At 61.6% G+C, this 17239-nt stretch carries 16 protein-coding genes and 4 pseudogenes; 5 read left to right on the forward strand and 15 right to left on the reverse strand.

Going from position 1 to position 17239, the window contains the following annotated elements:
• Window positions 1-8: 8 nt before the first annotated feature.
• The gene (locus C0Z16_RS03720; RefSeq protein ID WP_102630851.1) at window positions 9-956 is read left to right on the forward strand and encodes a LysR family transcriptional regulator; all 948 of its coding nucleotides are present in this window, start codon (window positions 9-11) and stop codon (window positions 954-956) included.
• A gap of 13 nt (window positions 957-969) precedes the next feature.
• A complete protein-coding gene (locus tag C0Z16_RS03725; RefSeq protein ID WP_146014274.1) occupies window positions 970-1245 on the forward strand; it encodes a hypothetical protein in 276 nt (91 codons plus the stop codon).
• A 279-nt stretch (window positions 1246-1524) separates the two neighbouring features.
• On the opposite strand, the pseudogene C0Z16_RS37705 reads toward C0Z16_RS03725, so the two are convergent.
• The 3 genes and pseudogenes from C0Z16_RS37705 to C0Z16_RS38345 form a co-directional block, all read right to left on the reverse strand.
• Window positions 1525-1995 (reverse strand): annotated as a pseudogene (locus C0Z16_RS37705) (transposase); the annotation flags it as partial.
• A gap of 143 nt (window positions 1996-2138) precedes the next feature.
• Complete coding sequence (locus C0Z16_RS39450) at window positions 2139-2432, reverse strand: group II intron maturase-specific domain-containing protein (protein ID WP_175130655.1); 294 nt, start codon at window positions 2430-2432, stop codon at window positions 2139-2141.
• A 124-nt stretch (window positions 2433-2556) separates the two neighbouring features.
• A complete protein-coding gene (locus C0Z16_RS38345) occupies window positions 2557-2706 on the reverse strand; it encodes a hypothetical protein (protein WP_175130654.1) in 150 nt (49 codons plus the stop codon).
• 145 nt (window positions 2707-2851) lie between these two features.
• On the opposite strand from C0Z16_RS38345, the gene nifA reads away from it, so the two are divergent.
• Complete coding sequence (gene nifA / locus C0Z16_RS03740; RefSeq protein WP_208638621.1) at window positions 2852-4747, forward strand: nif-specific transcriptional activator NifA; 1896 nt, start codon at window positions 2852-2854, stop codon at window positions 4745-4747.
• 785 nt (window positions 4748-5532) lie between these two features.
• Here the strand turns inward: nifA and C0Z16_RS03745 are convergent.
• The 12 genes and pseudogenes from C0Z16_RS03745 to C0Z16_RS03800 form a co-directional block, all read right to left on the reverse strand.
• A pseudogene (locus C0Z16_RS03745) lies at window positions 5533-6314 on the reverse strand (IclR family transcriptional regulator).
• Between the two features lie 11 nt (window positions 6315-6325).
• Window positions 6326-6805 (reverse strand): hypothetical protein, encoded by a 480-nt coding sequence (locus tag C0Z16_RS03750; RefSeq protein WP_102631005.1) that lies wholly within the window; start codon window positions 6803-6805, stop codon window positions 6326-6328.
• Window positions 6802-7128, reverse strand: a complete 327-nt coding sequence (locus tag C0Z16_RS03755) for a (2Fe-2S) ferredoxin domain-containing protein (RefSeq protein WP_102630854.1) — start codon at window positions 7126-7128, stop codon at window positions 6802-6804. Before C0Z16_RS03755 ends, C0Z16_RS03750 begins: the two co-directional genes overlap by 4 nt.
• Before the next feature lie 11 nt (window positions 7129-7139).
• Window positions 7140-7439 carry a ferredoxin family protein gene (locus C0Z16_RS03760; protein ID WP_102630855.1) on the reverse strand — a complete coding sequence of 100 codons (300 nt, stop codon included), beginning with the start codon at window positions 7437-7439 and terminating at the stop codon, window positions 7140-7142.
• Entirely contained in the window at window positions 7436-8746 is a 1311-nt protein-coding gene (locus tag C0Z16_RS03765) for an FAD-dependent oxidoreductase (protein WP_102630856.1), read from the reverse strand. The genes C0Z16_RS03760 and C0Z16_RS03765 overlap by 4 nt, the downstream gene beginning before the upstream one ends.
• An 11-nt stretch (window positions 8747-8757) precedes the next feature.
• The gene (locus C0Z16_RS03770; RefSeq protein ID WP_102630857.1) at window positions 8758-9861 is read right to left on the reverse strand and encodes an electron transfer flavoprotein subunit alpha/FixB family protein; all 1104 of its coding nucleotides are present in this window, start codon (window positions 9859-9861) and stop codon (window positions 8758-8760) included.
• Window positions 9858-10706 (reverse strand): electron transfer flavoprotein subunit beta/FixA family protein, encoded by an 849-nt coding sequence (locus C0Z16_RS03775; RefSeq protein WP_102631006.1) that lies wholly within the window; start codon window positions 10704-10706, stop codon window positions 9858-9860. Before C0Z16_RS03775 ends, C0Z16_RS03770 begins: the two co-directional genes overlap by 4 nt.
• A gap of 34 nt (window positions 10707-10740) precedes the next feature.
• A complete protein-coding gene (gene nifW / locus C0Z16_RS03780; RefSeq protein ID WP_102630858.1) occupies window positions 10741-11079 on the reverse strand; it encodes a nitrogenase stabilizing/protective protein NifW in 339 nt (112 codons plus the stop codon).
• A gap of 5 nt (window positions 11080-11084) precedes the next feature.
• The gene (nifV, locus tag C0Z16_RS03785; RefSeq protein ID WP_244201149.1) at window positions 11085-12365 is read right to left on the reverse strand and encodes a homocitrate synthase; all 1281 of its coding nucleotides are present in this window, start codon (window positions 12363-12365) and stop codon (window positions 11085-11087) included.
• A gap of 396 nt (window positions 12366-12761) precedes the next feature.
• Window positions 12762-12912, reverse strand: a pseudogene (locus tag C0Z16_RS38570) (2Fe-2S ferredoxin); the annotation flags it as partial.
• 23 nt (window positions 12913-12935) lie between these two features.
• On the reverse strand, window positions 12936-13310 hold the full coding sequence (erpA, locus tag C0Z16_RS03795) for an iron-sulfur cluster insertion protein ErpA (protein WP_102630859.1): 375 nt from the start codon (window positions 13308-13310) through the stop codon (window positions 12936-12938).
• 191 nt (window positions 13311-13501) lie between these two features.
• A pseudogene (locus C0Z16_RS03800) lies at window positions 13502-14285 on the reverse strand (aminotransferase class V-fold PLP-dependent enzyme); the annotation flags it as partial.
• Window positions 14286-14848: 563 nt separating this feature from the next.
• Here C0Z16_RS03800 and C0Z16_RS38575 point away from each other — a divergent pair.
• Together C0Z16_RS38575 and nifB are read left to right on the forward strand one after the other, a co-directional pair.
• Window positions 14849-15070, forward strand: coding sequence for a hypothetical protein (locus tag C0Z16_RS38575; protein WP_244201150.1), 222 nt, complete (start codon window positions 14849-14851; stop codon window positions 15068-15070).
• A gap of 554 nt (window positions 15071-15624) precedes the next feature.
• Window positions 15625-17220, forward strand: coding sequence for a nitrogenase cofactor biosynthesis protein NifB (gene nifB, locus C0Z16_RS03810; protein ID WP_102630860.1), 1596 nt, complete (start codon window positions 15625-15627; stop codon window positions 17218-17220).
• The last annotated feature ends 19 nt before the right edge of the window (window positions 17221-17239 follow it).

Genomic DNA, 17239 nt, shown 5'->3' on the forward strand with positions numbered 1-17239 from the left:
CTGGGATCATGCGTTTCAAGGGCCTCGATCTAAATCTCCTCGTCGCGCTCGATGCTCTGATGACCGAGCGTAACCTCACCGCGGCGGCACGCAGCATCAACCTGAGCCAGCCGGCCATGAGCGCGGCCGTCGCCCGGCTGCGCGCCTATTTCTGCGATGAACTATTTACGATGAGGGGCCGGGAACTTGTCCCAACACCGCGTGCGGAAGGGCTCGCCGCCCCGATCCGCGAGGCTCTGGTGCACATCCAGCTCTCCGTTATTTCCCGGGACGTCTTCGACCCGGCCAAATCGGATCGCCGCTTCAGGATCATCCTTTCCGATTTCATGGCAGTCGTATTTTTCCGAACGATCGTGGAGCGTATTGCACGCGAAGCTCCCGCCGTGGGCTTCGAATTGCTACCACTTGCCGATGACCCCGATGAGGTTCTCCGGCGCGGCGAAGCCGATTTTCTTATCTTGCCGGAATTGTTCATGTCGAGCGTGCATCCTAAAGCGAAGCTGTTCGAGGAGAAACTCGTTTGCGTAGGCTGCCGCACGAACAAGCAGCTATCAGGGCCGCTTACATTCGAGAGATACATGTCGATGGGGCACGTTTCGGTCAGGTTCGGGCGTACGCGGCGGCCCTCCATCGAGGAGTGGTTTTTGCTTGAGCACGGTCTCAAGAGACGGAACGAGGTCATCGTGCAGAGCTTTAGCATGATCCCGCCTATGCTATTAAACACTGACCGTATAGGGACGATGCCTTTAAGGCTGGCCAAGCATTTCGAAGAAACGATGCCTCTGCGGATCGTCGAACTTCCGCTGCCACTTCCCGGATTCACCGAGGCCGTCCAATGGTCTGCCCTTCACAGCGGTGATCCGGCAAGCAACTGGATGCGGGAGATAATATTGCAGGAGGCGTCACGCATGGTTGCTCCGCGTAAGACCACGCGAAGACCGACCCACCCAAGTTAGGAAACTGGGATCCTTGAGCAGGTTTTTGCGGCATGGACTTTCGGGGTTTCGAGGATTTTTTGGCGATATCTATATCGCCACGCCAGGCCTGATTCGGCGCAGTGACGGCAAACGCCTGATCGAGCAGGTTCGGCGCGACCGGCAAGCCGTGTGTCAATTTGGTTATTACCTTGAATTTGCGTTTCTGGTTGCAACGCAACCTTTGATTGCGACGCAGTCCCTTTATCGAATGTACGCCGACGTGCAAGCCATGCGCTACGAGGTGCCTTGCAGGTGTTCGGCCCCATAACTCTCGCGGGAGCGCCGATGTGCGGCAGTATCTCCGCCTCAAGCCGGGCCCCTGCTGCGCGCGGTGACGCCGCCATCGCTCTATCCACGAATCAAAGACATAGTGCGGGGAGATAGTCGATCCTGAAAAATTCAGTTTGCGGTAGCGAGCCAAGCCAAGGGTGCGCCTGTCGGCGAACAGGAATCAGATCGTCGAAAGCGGTTGTGCCGAGCAAGCGCTCGGCTGCAGCGTGACATTGGCGGGTCCATGCAGCACCGCGAGGATGAAAAAATCAGGCCCCAGGCCCAGACGGACGATGGCGCGCAGCAACCAGCGCAGGTTGTAACCGGCAGCGCACAGTACCGCGGATGGCGCATCGCCGGTTTGCCCTTTGAGCCAGCAACGCCGCATGCCGTGGTCGTTCTTCACATCGCCGATGACCGGTTCGTTCGTGTATCGTCGCTTGAGCCAGCGTCGCTGCGTGCTGGTCAGGGTCTTCCGTTTGCCGCGATGAATCAGTTGTACTGGTGATACTTTGGCATTGACGCCCCGAACCCCGTGATCGACCAGCACGGCCTTCGGTTGCGGTGTACCCGGCAGATGCTGCAACAGAAAGGGGCTCTGTTCGAGTTGCTCCGCCAGCGTGTGGCCGTCGTATGGGTTGCATGCGAATGCCCGTGCGCCGACGACCAGTCCTTGTTTCGCCGTGGTCGCGAGACCTCTTGACGTCATGTCGGGTAGCCGTGCATGTACCTTTAATACACAGCTCAATCCTTAAGCACCCGATTTGGGGAGGCGGTTTCGTCACCGTTAGACCACGACTATGGATCTGTTGGTGGCAGAGGAGATGGACCATGACCAGATTGGCCCGCGCACTCGATCCTCCGTCCACACGACGAATGCTTCGGGCAGCCTCAATCGTCCTGGGTTCCCTTCTGCCGTTGGTTTACCAGTATCCCGGCCAATACCCAGTGCCGCGTGCCTTCACGATGGAGGTATCGCGCTCTGATCCATCGTGCGCCCTTGCACGGATGCCGTCGGCAGCACCACTTCCACAACGCCTGCCAGATTGCAGTGTCGACTGCGCTGTAGACTTCTTTCGAGACCACGTATCGATGATAGTTCGACCAGACATCGACGATCGGGTTGAGCAGGCCGATGAGATTGACCTGTCTGGCCGATGCATTGTCCTTGATGACTGCGCGCACTTTCGTCAGAAACGTTTGAAGATTCTTTTTTGATGGCTTGGTGAGTAGCTTGGCGTTCGGATATTTCCGGATGTTCTTCCCGAGGAAGTCGAACCCTTGCGAGATGTGCGTGATTGCGGTCTTTTCAGGGGGAGAGCGTCAGTCCGCGCTCCTGCAGAAAGACCCCGACCGGTGGCCCGACCTCGTCTTCCAGCAACTCTTTCGAGTAACCGGTGATCACAAAGTCATCGGCATAGCTCACCAGACTGAGGTAGCAATCAATGATGGACGACACCCGTAATCGGCTGTACCTGGAGTAGACAAATCGTAGTTGATTTGAGCCACGTCAACGGAAGTCGCGTTCCCGGCGGAATACGCACGGTGAGATCGCAAAAGGAGAAAATAAGTAAATCCAGGCACTATAGTTTCACGGTCCTGCCATGAAAAGGCGTTATCTCTTGAAGTCAGCCCATGAAATTGGGCGCGAAATCGAGGATGATATGCAACACAATACTCGTAAATCCGAACACGGTGACAGGGAGGATGGTCACAACAACGGAGACGTCGTCATGCTGCATATCGCTTCCGTACGGGAAAGGCCTAGCTCAAAGTCCGAGACGGACCACGCGGTCCCTATTGTGCAGTGGTACGAGAGCGCGCTTACCGGCACCTTGGAAATATCGAAGGTGCTTACCGGCCCCTGCGGGCTCGAAGTCATGCTGGCCAACGTCGTCGATCTCCTGCAATCGTTTGTGCAGATGCGGCTCGGGATCGTCTCTCTCTTCGACGATGATGGCGTACCGGACATTACCGTTGGCGCCGGCTGGAGCGAAGGCACCGATGAGCGCTACCGGATGCGCCTGCCGCAGAAGGCAATTGACCAGATCGTGGCGACGGACAGCCCGCTCGTCGCCGAGAACGTGGCGGTGCATTCGGGCTTCAGTGCCGCCGACATGGGCGTGCTCGGTGCTTCCGACGACATGCGAGTGTCGTTCATCGGCGTTCCTATTCGCATCGACGCGAAGGTCGTGGGCACGCTGACCATCGACCGCGTCGTGGACAATGGGTCGAACTTCCGGCTCGATTGCGATGTGCGGCTGCTTACCATGGTCGCCAACCTGGTGGGGCAGACGGTGAAGCTGCACCGCTTACTCAAGAGCGACCGCGAGCGCCTGATGGCGGGGAGGGACGGGCTGCAAAAACAATTGTCCGAGCTCAAGCACCCTGCGCAGGACCGTAAGAAGTTTCAGGTCGAGGGGATCATTGGCGACAGCCCGGCGCTGCGCGGCCTGCTCGAGAAGATCGCGGTGGTAGCCAAATCGAACAGCACAGTTCTGTTGCGCGGCGAATCCGGTACCGGGAAGGAGCTGGTCGCCAAGGCCCTTCACGAGCTGTCGCCGCGAGCCAAGCGGCCCTTCATCAAGCTCAATTGCGCGGCGCTCCCTGAGACGGTGCTGGAATCCGAATTGTTCGGTCATGAGAAGGGTGCCTTTACCAGCGCCTTCAATTCGCGCAAGGGGCGCTTCGAGCTCGCCGACAAGGGGACGCTGTTTCTTGACGAAATCGGCGAGATCTCGGCCTCGTTCCAGGCAAAGCTGCTGCGCGTCCTGCAGGAGCAAGAATTCGAGCGTGTCGGCAGCAACCAGACCATTAAGGTCGATGTTCGCGTGGTTGCCGCCACGAATAAGAACCTGGAAGACGCGGTGGAAAGGAACGAGTTCCGCGCTGACCTTTATTATCGCATCAGCGTGGTTCCCTTGCTGCTGCCGCCGTTGCGCGAAAGGCGCAGTGATATCCCGCTGCTCGCCGTTGAATTTCTCAAGAACTTCAACAGAGAGAACGGCCGTACGCTGACCTTCGATGCGAGTGCGATTGAAGTATTGATGAACTGCGGTTTTCCCGGCAATGTCCGTGAGCTCGAGAATTGCGTGCAGCGGACTGCGACCCTGGCGCCGGGACTATCGATCGTGAGAAACGACTTTGCCTGCTCCCACGGCCAGTGCCTTTCCGCGATGCTATGGAAGAGCGGACCGGACGAGATGGCGCTGCAGGCCGGGCCGATCGTACCAGTGCAAGTGAAACCGGGTACGCCTCAGGCTGAGGCTGCTACGTCTGGCGCAGTTGCGGTCCCGCCTGTCGGCAGCGAGCAGGCCTCGCTAGCGCCTGGCGGCGCAGCCTTCGGAAGCGGTGCGAAGATTTCCAACCGCGAGCGTCTCATCGCCGCCATGGAAAGGTCCGGCTGGGTGCAGGCAAGGGCGGCGCGACTGCTCGGACTGACGCCGCGCCAGATTGGCTACGCGCTGAGGAAATACGGTGTCGAGATCAAGCGTTTCTGAAAGCACTGTCGGACTTGCGGCGTGTCGGGGCCGCGACATCGCGACTGATGCGAATAGCTCAGACAAGTCAAGCCAGGGTTTGGCGCGGACCATGGCATGATCACGATCGGAAGCGGCCCCGCGTCGGCGCCAATTCGGTAATCGTCGAGAACAGTCCGGCCGACCTCAGGGGCGGTCAGTACCTCGACGAAGGTGGTGCGAACGCGGCGCTGTCATCGCCGGTTCGCCGGCCGTGTCGCGCTCGACCATCAGCTCACACTGGATGCGATCGGCGACACAAGCGGTGCTGTTCGATCGCGTTGCATTTGTGGAGGCGCGCCCGGGGTCATATCAGAGAGGCGATTTTGTCGCGCGCCAACAGGATTGCGCGTCGTCTGGGGGCTGTGCGCAGATCAAGGCGAGTTCCGGGCAGAAGACATCTGCCGCCGCGGTTGCGTAGTCAGCCGGCCTGATAGCAAGACAAAACGCTGACAAGACGAGAAGAGTCGACCGATTGCCCAAGTCATCATGACGTGATGGCACGACAGCTTGGAGCGTGCTCGGCAAAGCCCGGGATTGTCCGGTCCGAGCACCGTCGAGTGCGCGAAAGCGACGGGGAACCGATCAGCGAACCCCGTCAGGCACAGCGGCACAGCCACATTGAAAGTCCCAATGTACAGCTTGCAATCTACCGAGCCATCATCACCGATTGAAAACTTGGCAAACTGAAGGTGCCCATGTACTGACATTCGTTGAGTCGAAGTTGGGACTGACCGCGGCTGGCCGCAATGGCCAACATTAAGACATCAGTAGAAGCAAGTGACAACCCAAGTTCGTTCCTCACGCATCACTACCCGTCTGCCCGGCCCCGGCTCGATTCCGCCAAGGTATCGTGTGAGAATTCGCCCAGAATTCCTCACTATCTCCGCCCAAGCGGGGTCCAGTCTCTCGCGGGGCATGGTCAGCGTAACGACACCGGCGAGTTGCCCGGACGGGCCGAACACCGGCGCGGCGATGCCTGCCAATTGAGGATCGCGGTCTCCTGCTAGCGCGATGACCTGCGGGCGGCGGATGTGTTGACCGAGTGCCTCGTCGCCCTCGTGGCAGTAGGCTGCAACACCCGGCCTCCTGTGCCACGATCCAGCGGCAGTAGCTCGCCCGCGCGGATGTGGTCTCGCACAGGCTGTGGCGAGTCGACGCGATAAAGGCATATCCGTCGCGAACCTTGACGTACGTGAAACGCGGCGCTCTCACGGGTTGCGGCCACCAGTTCGTGCAGCACGGGCATCACCAGCGACTCGCTGGAGGACGATTGCGCATAGACGGCATGCAGCCTTGCGACGCCGGACCCCAGCACGTAGCAGCCATCGGCGCGGCGCACCACGAGATGCGCATGTTCCAGCGACGCGAGCAGGCGCAGCACGGTGCTCTTGTACAGGCGCGTGCGTTCCGCGAGCGCGCTCAATGACAGCACGGGCGTGCCGTTGCCGAAGGCAGCCAGCAGGGTCAGCGCACGGTCGACTGCTGCCACGCCGCCGGCTGCCAGATTGTCCTCGGCCATCGATGCGATGGCGGGCTGTTTGGACATCGTACCTCTCCTCAGCCGGACCGTTGCAGCAACGCTTCCACTACGCCGAAGCCGAGGTGATCCGCCGGATCGAGCTGCCGTAGTTGTGTGATCAACTGTGTGGCGGTTTCGCGTTCGCCGCGCCGCAGGCCGATGAAGGCGAGCGCCTTTAGCGTGAACAGCCAGAAGCGGGCGGGACCGGGCGCGTGGAAGTTCGCATCGCCGGCTTGTACCATCTGCCAGTCCTGATTCAATCCGGCGGCATGCGCAGCTGCTTTTAGTCCCAGATGGGCCGCGTGCTCTGCCTCATCGAGTTCGCGGCGTCCGGCATGGAATTTGTAGAGCAGATAGTAGGCGGCAAGGCTTTGCGGAGAGGTCAGCGTGACGCTCCACAGGACTGCGACGATCTGCTCGGCCGGCGCGCCATGCAGGCCTTCGATGAGACGCCGCACGGAGGCCGACACCTCGCCTCCGAACAGTTCGTTCGACTCGACCCCGGTCAGCAGGTTCACCACACCGTCTCCGCGACGATGAGGCGCTGCACCGGTTCGCCGCCTTCGAGTTGACGCGTGAAGTTTTTCTCCATGTCGGCCATCGTCACGCCGCTGTGTAGCACCGCGTCGGGATAGATGAGCACGGTCGCGCCCTGATCGCACCGGCCGAGACAGCCCGAATTCGTGATCGCGACGGTATCGGGCGCCTGGCGTTTCTGCTGGTCCGCCCAGAATGCCTTCAGCAGCGCGGTCGAGCCCTTGCCGCCTGCGCAGGCGACGCGTGGATGCTGCGGCGGCCAATTCTGGGTGCAAGCAAACACATGTCGTTCTGCTCTGGCCATGACGATGTTCCTCAACCGAACTTGAACAGGATGCCGTGACCACCGCGCGGGTAGTCCCACTCGATATTCTGGTGGTCGGTACAGAGGATGCGGCAGCTGCCGCATTCGAGGCAGCCGTCGGTGATCAGCGTCACCGCGCCGTTGCCTTCGGCCTTGTAGCACGAGGCCGGGCAGACGAAGGTGCAACTCTTCGTGCTGCATTCGCTCTGGCAGACGTCGGCATCCTTGATGTGGACGTGCGGCCGTCCTGCATCGACGCGGTAACGGTTCTGGAACAGCTTTTCCTCTACGTTGACGGGTAGGGTGCTCATCGGAAGGCCCTCAGGAGTTTGTAGGCATCACTCACGATGCCGGAAAGCGAACGGGCTGTGCGGAAACTCGAAAAAATCTCGCGCTCCTTGCTTTTCTTGTCCTTACCGTCGACCGTGATCATCGTGCGCGCGGCGCGCGCCATGAGGTCGGGGTAGGTCGTGAAGAACTGCGGATTCTGGTGCAGCACGGCCGGCATGTCGCGGTACTTGTGCAGGTCTTTCATCACGAAGCTCTGATCAAGCGCGGCCTTGTAGGCCTTGAGCGTGCGGGCGCGGTAGCCGTGGCCCGCGGCTTTCGCGTGGATCACCGTTTCGGCGGCGAGGCGTCCCGTGGTCATCGCGAGGTTCGATCCTTCTCGGTGCGCGGCGTTCACGAAACCGCCTGAGTCGCCAACGATCATCCAGCCGTTGCCGTAGACCTGCGGGATTGCGTGAAAACCGCCTTCGGGAATCAGATGCGCGCAATACTCCTTCATCTCGCCGCCCGCAATCAGCGGTGCGATCGACGGGTGCTGCTTCATCTTTTCGAGGAGCACGTAGGGGCTCGTGCGGTTGGGGTTTTTCTTGAAGTCGCTCAGCATGCAGCCCACGCCTATGGTGAGCGATTCCTTGTTGGTATAGAGGAAGCCAGTGCCCATCATGCCGTCGGTGATCCTGCCGACCATCTCGATCACGACGCCGTCGTCCTCGCCGACGTTGAAGCGCTGGCGGATCGTCTCCTCTGGCATGAAGAGAATCTCCTTGACGGCGAGCGCAACGTTGCCGGCCCCGATCTCTCCATGAAAGCCCGCCTTGCGCGCGAGCGTCGAATTCACGCCGTCGGCGAGCACCACCACGTCGGCATAGACATCGCCGTCCTCGCGGTCGCACTGCACGCCGACCACCCGGTCGCCATCCATGATCAGTTCCTTCACCGTGGTCTCGCAGAGCAGCAGTGCGCCGGCTTCGCGCACTTTCGATGAAAACCACCTGTCGAACTGCGCGCGGATGATCGTGTAGCGGTTGTAGGGCGGCTTGTTGTAATCCTCGCTGCGCACATGTGTACCGACAAACGACGTATCGTCGAGCATCCACATCCGCTGCTCGATGACGTGGCGCTCCAGCGGCGCATCGTCGCGGAAGTCCGGGATGATCTCTTCGAGCGCCTTCGCGTACAGGATCGCACCCTGAACGTTTTTGCTGCCCGGATATTCGCCGCGCTCGATCTGCAGCACTTCCAGACCTGCCTTGGCCATCGTGTAAGCGGCAGCGTTGCCGGACGGACCGGCGCCGACCACAATCACATCGAACTGTGAAGATTTTCTCATAGTGATTCTCCTCAGGCAGCCTGCTCGCGGCGCCGGGTCAAATGCTCCACAAAAGCCTGCTTCAGCGCGGGCAACACTTGCAACGCATTGCCGACAATCCCGTAGTGTGCAAAATCGAAGATGGGTGCGTTCGGGTCGGTGTTGATCGCCACGATCACGTCTGCGCTTTCCATGCCCACGCGGTGCTGGATTGCGCCGGATATGCCGGCGGCGATGTAGAGCTTGGGCCGCACCGTCTTGCCGGTCTGTCCCACCTGGCGCTCCCCCTCGACCCAGCCGGCCTGCACGCATGGCCGGGTCGCACCCACTTCGCCGCCGAGCACGTTCGCCAGATCGAACGCCAGCTGGAAGTTCTCCGGGCTCTTCAACCCCTTGCCGCCGCTCACGATCACATCGGCATAGGGCAGGTTGATCCGGTTGCTGCTCGCATCCGGGATAAAGTCGAGCAGCCTCGTGACGATGTCCGTCTCGATCATCCCCAGCGTTCCATGGACGATGTTGCCGGTGCGTTCGGCGTCGCGCAGCGGCATCGGCATCACGCGTGGGCGCACCGTCGCCATCTGCGGACGGTACGCGAGCGTCATGATCGTGCACAACAGCGAGCCGCCGAAGGTGGGGCGCGTCGCCGCCAGCGCCCGCGACGCGGGATCGATGTTGAGTTCGGTGCAATCGGCGGTCAGCCCGGTCAGCAGGGTCGTCGCTACGGAGCCGGCGAGGTCCCGGCCCATCGACGTCGCACCCAGCAGCAGGATCTCGGGCTGATGCCGGTTGACGAGGTCGGTCAGCCCTTTCGTGAACGGCTCGTTGCGATAGCCTTGCAAGACCGGGTCGTGGACGATGTATGCATCGTCCGCGCCGTAAGTGAAGGCTTCTGCGGCGAACTGTTCGAGCGGTTCATTCGCGCCGCCGAGCACCGCGATGCCCACTCGGCTGCCGAGCGTGTCGGCCAATTTGCGTGCTTCACCGAGCAGTTCCCACGAGACGCTGTGCACGTGTCCACGGTCGTGCTCGATAAAGACCCAGACGCCTTTGTAGGCCTTCAGGTGTTCCGGCAGTTCGAGGTTGCGTCCTGCGCGGCCGGCGGGTTTCTTCGCGGGGGCGGCGGGTGCGTTCATGACCCCTCCTTCATCAGCAGGTCAGCTTCCAGGGTAGGATGGCGCGTGAAGATCTTTTGCAGCAGGTTCACCGACACGTCGCACAGACTCGATGCGTCGAGGTCGAGCATCTCCGCTTTCTCGCTGCGCGGCGTCGGTCCAAAGACTTTTCTGACCGCTGTCGGCGAGCCCTTCAGGCCGATCTTGCTGAGGTCTTCGATGCCGGCCTGTTCGCAGTTCCATTTGCGCACCGGATAGCCGGCCGCATGAATCATCGCAGGCAGCGTCGCAAAACGCAGTTCGTTGGTGTTCTCCAGCATTGTGATCAGGCACGGCAGCGCAGTCCTGAGCACCTGCACGCCGCCCTCGGCGCGTCGCTCGACGGTGATCGTGCGCGCATCGAGAGCGGTCTCGACGATGCGCGACACGTAGGTCAGCAGTTGCAGCCCGAGGCGTTTGGCGATACCGGGGCCGACTTGCGCGGTGTCGCCGTCGATCGTCTGCTTGCCAGTGAACACGATGTCCACCGCCTGCTCCTTCGCGATCTGCTGGATACCCGCTGCCAGCGCGTACGACGTAGCGAGCGTATCCGCGCCAGCGAATGCTCGGTCGGTGAGCAGCACGGCGTCGTCCGCGCCGAAGCTGATGCACTTGCGCAGCGCTTCTTCGGCCTGCGGCGGGCCCATGCAAAGCAACGTGACCTTGCCGCCGAAGCGGTCCTTCAGTCGCAGCGCCTCTTCGAGTGAAAACAGGTCATACGGGTTGACGATCGCCGGAACCCCCTGGCGCATGATCGTGTTGGTGACCGGATGAACGCGGATCTGCGTCGAGTCCGGGACCTGCTTGATGCAGACGACAATGTGCATGGTCTTAACGATGTGCATGGTCTTGCTCCACCTGTCAGGCAAGGGTGCGCGCGGGCAGCGACGCGCGCAGACTGTCGAGTGAAACGTGCTGCCGCCCATTTGTGTCCCGGAACACCTTGAACACTTTTTCCTGCGCCGGCGTGGAGGTGAGGAAGTCGCCGTAAGCCTTCAGCAGCAGCGCGTGATATGACGCGAACAGGGCGGGTTCGCCGCCTTCCGGCAGCGCGTCCTGTTGCTGGATGTACTGAAAGAAGCGCTTGAGGATGTGCAGTCGACTCACGTTGACGACCTTCTGGTCGAACGGAATGCCGAAGAACTGCAGGAAGTCCTCGGCTGAGGACAGCGCCTTGAGTTGCTGGATAAAGCTTTCCATCGCGTTTACTCCTGGCAAGCGGATGAGGATAGGTGTGGACAGAACGTCGACTCGGCGAAGTACTTGTCGCAGGCGCCGCTGGTGGCGCACGGCGTCGTCGTGCCCGACTGTTCGGGTTTCGCGACGCACTTCGTGAAGCCGACCACAGCGCCGCTCAATTCTCCGACCGTGTAGCGCAACTCGATCAGGAAGCGATACAGGTCGGCGGCGCTGGGCGTTTGCTTGTGCTGGGTGGCGTGGTGGCGGATACGGGTCAGCAGCAGCACGAGCAGCTTTTCACTGACGGCCAGGCCGAGCGCGTCATAAGCCCGGCGCACGCTTTGCGAACCCGAATGCTTGCCGAGCACGACCGAGCGTTCGCGACCGAGTTCGGCGGGATCGAAGCTCTCGTAGGTCGATGCATTCTTCGCGAGCCCGTCTGTGTGGATGCCGGACTCGTGCGTGAATACGCTGGCGCCGACAATGCTTTTGTTAAGCGCGACCGGGCGTCCTGAAGCCCGTTCGACAAGCCGCGAGATGCTCAATAGCGCGGTCGTGTCGACGCCGGTGTTGCGACCCATGATATGGCGCACGCCCATCACAATCTCCTCCAGCGCGGCGTTTCCGGCGCGTTCGCCGAGACCATTGACAGTGGTGTTGGCGTGGGTTGCGCCGGCGCGCAGTGCGGCAAGGGTGTTCGCGGTCGCGAGCCCGAGGTCGTTGTGCGCGTGGATTTCGATTTCCAGATCGACCGCGTCGTGCAATCGCGCAATCGCTTCATAGGTCGAAAAAGGATCGAGGACGCCGAGCGTGTCCGCAAAGCGGATGCGTTGCGCACCGCACTGTTGCGCGTGCCGCGCCACGTCGGCGAGGAACGAGGGGTCCGCGCGCGAGGCATCCTCCGCGCCCAGCGAAACCTTGCGGCCGCTTTTGACGGCGGCGCTGATCACGCGATTCACCTGCGCGAGCACCCACGAGCGCGGCTGGTGCAATTTGTGTTGAAGGTGGATATCGGACACGGGAATCGACAGGTGAATGATGTCGGGATTGCAGCACAAGGCCGACGCCAGGTCCGCGTCGGTGAGACGGCCCCAGACCATCAGATCGGCGTCGAGATTCAGCGCGACGATGGTCTGGATGCAATCGATTTCCTCGGCACCCATCGCGGGGATACCGATTTCCAGTTCGGGTACGCCGGCGCTTGAGAGCGCCTCGGCAATCGCGCATTTTTCGGCAACCGTGAATGCGACGCCAGCGGTCTGTTCGCCGTCGCGCAGTGTGGTGTCGTTGATGATCGGATTCGACACGGAAAGTTCTCCATTAGGCATTTGATCATACGGTTTGCAAGTACTGCGCCATGCACGGTTAGTGCGAATAGCCGCTTGCTGCGGGGCTTTCCGGTGTTCGCTGGCGCTGTGATGAAGCGGTTCCAACGAAGACCTGTCGCGAATGTCCTGTTTCGAACAACCAGGTGTAGCGATCAACGCGGCGCTGCAGAAAGCGATGCGCGATGCGACGGGCGTGGTCAGCCAGGATGTGCGGATGCGGTCGGCGCGATGCAAACGCTGTAGGGATTGGCTATCCATAGCGACCGCGATGCGGGAAGATAAACACAGGCGGCGGCTATCCGCGCGGCTATGCGCTCGCGGCGATTGACCGCTATGGCGCTTGAAGAGGCCGCACAGCGCTAAGGACGCATGCCCTCAATGCTCACGCGCGAGGTCGCGCGTATGTGGCGGCAGTTCGATCGTCAGGTCGGCGTCGCAGCTTCACGCAGCACGCGAGACGCGATTGCACGTCAACGCCCCACGCATTGTCGAACTGGTTGTTCTCCTCGTCGTCGGGAGGCGCCAGTCAGTGAGATTTTCATGATTGCCTTAGACGGAAAACGAATTGCCGCAGCCACAGGCGCTCTGCGCATTGGGGTTGTGAATGACGAAGCGCGAACCTTCGAGGCCGTCTTCGTAGTCGACGCGCGCGCCGGGCAGGTATTGCTGGCTCATCGAATCGACCAGCAACGTGACGCCGTCCGTGACGGTCTGCATGTCGTCGTCCGCCACCTGGTCGTCGAACGCGAAGCCGTACTGCAAGCCCGAACAGCCGCCGCCGGACACGTACAGCCGCAGCTTCAGGTTGGGATTGCCTTCTTCCTCGATCAGCGAGGCCACTTTCGCAGCGGCCTGAGGCGTCAATTCGAGTAGGCCGGGCATGACGCCGGGTGTGGCGGAAGCCGGTTGGGTGAGCGTTTCCATGGAGGTTCCTCTCAGGCTTGAATGGACTCACTTCGGGTTAGACGAGCAGGTCGGTTGCTCGGCGAGTTACAGGTCGTCGGGTGCTGCGCCTCGAACCGTCTGGCGCGAGCGAAAGTCAGGCACGCCGCCTTGATCGCGTCCTCGGCGAGAACCGACCATTGGATCTCGACCGGCGGCAATGGCAGTTCCTCGACGATCTGGTGCGTGTACAACGTCCCCGAGCGCATGCTGCGCTCGTAAACGCCGCCGTGCATTTGGCACGCGATCCGCATGCGCGGCCGGAGCTCCGCGTACAGCGCGCCAATGCCTTTGGGGCCGTCGATCTAGTGAGCCGAGAGCGACATCAGATCGACCGGCAAAGCGGCGAGATCGATCGGCACCTTGCTGGCGGCCTGCGCGGCACACGTGCGGCAGGATGCCCCGGGCGCGGCAGAGCGCGCCGATTGCGGCGATGTCCTGGATCACGCCCGTCTCGTTGTTGACGAACATCACCGACGCAAGCACGGCGCCCGGCTGGAGCGTTGCTTCGAACACGGCGAGGTCCACGAGACCGCTTTCTTGCACCGGCAACACTGTGACCTCCAAGCCATCGCGATCAAGTTCGAGCATCGCGCCGAGCACCGACTGGTGCTCGGTCGTGAGCGTCACCAGGGGATTGCCTTTGGCGCGATGAAGGTGCGCAGCACCCTTGATCGCGAGGTTATTCGATTCCGTCGCTCCAGAGGTCCAGACAATCTCGTGTGGGTCCCCGTTGACGAGCGAGCCGACCTGCTCGCGGGCCGGTTCCACAGCTTCTTCGCCGACCCAGCCGTAGGCATGCGAACGGCTGGCGGAATTGCCGTACATCTCGGTCCGGTAAGGCAGCATGCGTCTGATCACGCGCGGATCGACCGGCGTGGTGGCGACATGATCCAGATGCACCAGGTTGGCGCCGCGCGGATGCAGGCCGGTACTGACGCGTTGGAAATCCGACATCGCAGGCTCCTGAAAGCGGGGTAACGCGACCTTCATGGCAACTTCCATGCCAGTGGATTTTCACGCTCTAGTGGCCTCTTTCAGCTGGGCCGCTGTTGTTTCGCTGTTGTTTTTGTGTCGATGCGCCCGACGAGCGAAGATTGCCGCCGTTCTTTTTGTCTGATTTGTCGTTACGCGCGCGGGATTCACATGTGTCTTTGCATCAATCGTGCGCCTTGCACTGGTACATCGAAAGCGCGCAGCGCACGAAGGTGAAGACAATGGTGAACATTCAGGCAAGCGTTGCCCGGCAAGCGCTCGACGGCGTCTACGAGGTGAGAAGACGCTGGTTTCGTCGGTCGACGTGGCGAAAGCCTTCCGCGAGTCCCTGAACTATCTTGTGCAGACGATGGAGTGGCGGCGCGCCTTCGTGGTGCTGGCCGAACCGGACGGGCAACTGCGCGGCCTGAGCGCTACGGGTCTTTCGCGTGACGAGCAGCAGCGTCTTCAGTTCCGGCCCGGCGAACGCACCGGCGGCCGCGCGCGAAGGAGCGGCATGGGGGTGATCGTGCGCAACGTGAACGATGAACCGGCTCTACTGTTTGCATGGGTGGCGCGGACCAGATACCGGGGCCTGCATCGCCATGCTCGCGACGCCAATCCACGCCGACCGGCGCACTCTCGGCGTGCTCGCTGTCGATTGCGTGAACCCCGATGCAAGCCGGCTGTTTGCGGACGACCTGCATCCGGTGATGATTGTCGCGACCCTGACGGGGCAGGCGTTGCTAATCCAGCGCAGCGTATGAGCGGTGCACGACAGCATGCAGGATGACGTCGGGCGCATGCGAAAGGCGATCAAGCCCACTTAACAGATCGATCAGGTGTCGGTGTGTCGGCGGCGATGCAGGCGCGGTGTTCGCTCAGGGGCGGACGACCACACGTTCGCGACATCGCAAGCCGGGGAAGCCAGGGGTGAACGCGAACGATTGATCTGGGCGATGGAACGCTGCGGCTCGGTCCAGGAAGGCGGCGCGCTTGCTGGGGATCACACCCCGGCGGATGGGCTATGCGCTGCATAAATGCTCTGTTGAGGTTCGCCGGATCTGGCCAGGATAGAGAATGCTTCGCCTGCCCAGTTTGTGCGGGTCCATCTCGCTGGTTCAGAGCATGCTGTCCGGGTCGTGTGAGATTTGTCGCAACACCGACACGACGCAACGAAATTGTAGGGATACGTCGCGCGCCGGATCAAACAGAACTGCGAAATATATCCTAACTCGTTGATTCCTGGCGTTCTTGTCGAGTGGCATGGATCTGGCTCTATGGCTTGCGCGCGGCCGCCGTTGGTTGCGAGGAGATATCCATGCAAGCGAGTTCAAATGCGAGCGACTTGGCCGCAACCGCCTATATCAGCATCGGGCAGATTAAACCTCTCGGCGCGAAGATCGAAGACCCGTCCACCGGTGGCGGCTGCGGCACGCACGGTGGCGAGGGTAAGGCCAGTTGCGGCGCGCCGGGTAGTCTCGGCGACTTGCCGCCGGACATCTGGGAGAAGGTCAAGAATCACCCGTGCTACTCGGAAGAAGCCCATCATCACTATGCGCGCATGCATGTGGCGGTGGCGCCGGCTTGCAACGTTCAGTGCAACTACTGCAACCGCAAATACGACTGCGCGAACGAGTCGCGTCCCGGCGTGGTCTCTCAGAAGCTAACGCCGCAACAGGCAGTGAAGAAGGTCGTGGCCGTTGCAAGCGAGATTCCCCAGATGACGGTGCTTGGCATCGCCGGTCCCGGTGATGCGCTGGCGAGCCCGAAGAAGACCTTCGAGACGTTCCGGATGCTGCAGGAACAGGCGCCGGACATCAAGCTGTGCCTGTCGACCAATGGCTTGGCGTTGCCCGACCTCGTGGACGAAATCTGCAAGTACAACATCGACCACGTGACAATTACCATCAACATGGTCGACCCAGCGGTGGGCGAGAAAATCTATCCGTGGATTTTCTGGAAGCACAAGCGCGTGACCGGTTACGAAGCAGCCCGCATCCTTCATGACCGGCAGATGAAGGGTCTCGAGATGCTCACCGCACGCGGCGTGCTGACCAAGATCAACTCGGTGCTGATTCCCGGCATCAACGAGGAGCACCTGATCGAGGTCAACCGCGACGTCAAGAAACGCGGCGCGTTCCTGCATAACATCATGCCGCTGATCTCGGAGCCCGAGCACGGCACTCACTTTGGCCTGAGCGGCCAGCGCGGACCGACTGCGCAGGAACTCAAGGCCGTGCAGGACGCCTGCATGGGCGGCGCCAACCTGATGCGTCATTGCCGCCAGTGCCGCGCGGATGCGGTTGGCCTGCTGGGCGAGGACCGCAGCGAGGATTTCACGCTCGACAAGATCGAGCAGATGGAAGTGGTCTACGATCTCGACCGCCGCCGTGAATATCAGCAGCGCGTCGAAGCCGAGCGTCAGGCGCAGCACGACGCGAAGCAAGAAGCGCTGGCTGTCTCTCGCGAGATCGACGTCGCCGACGACATGAAGGTGCTGGTCGCGGTCGCAACGAAGGGCGGCGGCCGGGTCAACGAGCACTTCGGCCACGTCACGGAGTTTCAGATCTTCGAGGTCTCGGCAGCCGACGCGCTGTTCGTCGGCCATCGCCGGGTGGAGCTGTATTGCCGGGGCGGTTACGGCGACGACGAGCAACTACCGTTGGTCGTGCACGCGCTCCACGACTGCCACGCGGTGCTGGTCGCGAAGATCGGCGCCTGCCCGAAAGACGAACTGGCGCAAGCGGGCATCGAGCCGGTCGATCAGTACGTCGGCGAATTTATCGAAAAAGCGGTGCTTGCCTGGTTCAACGACTACCGCAGTCGCATCGCCAGCGGCGCCATCGTGCACCGGGACCGCGGCGATGCTTCGATCCGCCAGGGCGCTTACACCTCGTCAGCCTCAGCGGCGTGACACCCCCACACCCTTTCAG

The organism is Paraburkholderia rhynchosiae, from assembly GCF_002879865.1.
Taxonomy (GTDB): domain Bacteria; phylum Pseudomonadota; class Gammaproteobacteria; order Burkholderiales; family Burkholderiaceae; genus Paraburkholderia; species Paraburkholderia rhynchosiae.

Excerpts from the sequence above, each read along its gene's own strand:
- C0Z16_RS03720 (WP_102630851.1), top strand. The coding sequence starts at position 9 with ATGCGTTTCAAGGGCCTCGATCTAAATCTCCTCGTCGCGCTCGATGCT.
- nifA (WP_208638621.1), top strand. The coding sequence starts at position 2,852 with ATGAAAAGGCGTTATCTCTTGAAGTCAGCCCATGAAATTGGGCGCGAA.
- C0Z16_RS03755 (WP_102630854.1), bottom strand. The coding sequence starts at position 7,128 with ATGGCCAGAGCAGAACGACATGTGTTTGCTTGCACCCAGAATTGGCCG.
- C0Z16_RS03760 (WP_102630855.1), bottom strand. The coding sequence starts at position 7,439 with ATGAGCACCCTACCCGTCAACGTAGAGGAAAAGCTGTTCCAGAACCGT.
- C0Z16_RS03765 (WP_102630856.1), bottom strand. The coding sequence starts at position 8,746 with ATGAGAAAATCTTCACAGTTCGATGTGATTGTGGTCGGCGCCGGTCCG.
- C0Z16_RS03770 (WP_102630857.1), bottom strand. The coding sequence starts at position 9,861 with ATGAACGCACCCGCCGCCCCCGCGAAGAAACCCGCCGGCCGCGCAGGA.
- C0Z16_RS03775 (WP_102631006.1), bottom strand. The coding sequence starts at position 10,706 with ATGCACATTGTCGTCTGCATCAAGCAGGTCCCGGACTCGACGCAGATC.
- nifW (WP_102630858.1), bottom strand. The coding sequence starts at position 11,079 with ATGGAAAGCTTTATCCAGCAACTCAAGGCGCTGTCCTCAGCCGAGGAC.
- erpA (WP_102630859.1), bottom strand. The coding sequence starts at position 13,310 with ATGGAAACGCTCACCCAACCGGCTTCCGCCACACCCGGCGTCATGCCC.
- C0Z16_RS38575 (WP_244201150.1), top strand. The coding sequence starts at position 14,849 with ATGAACCGGCTCTACTGTTTGCATGGGTGGCGCGGACCAGATACCGGG.
- nifB (WP_102630860.1), top strand. The coding sequence starts at position 15,625 with ATGCAAGCGAGTTCAAATGCGAGCGACTTGGCCGCAACCGCCTATATC.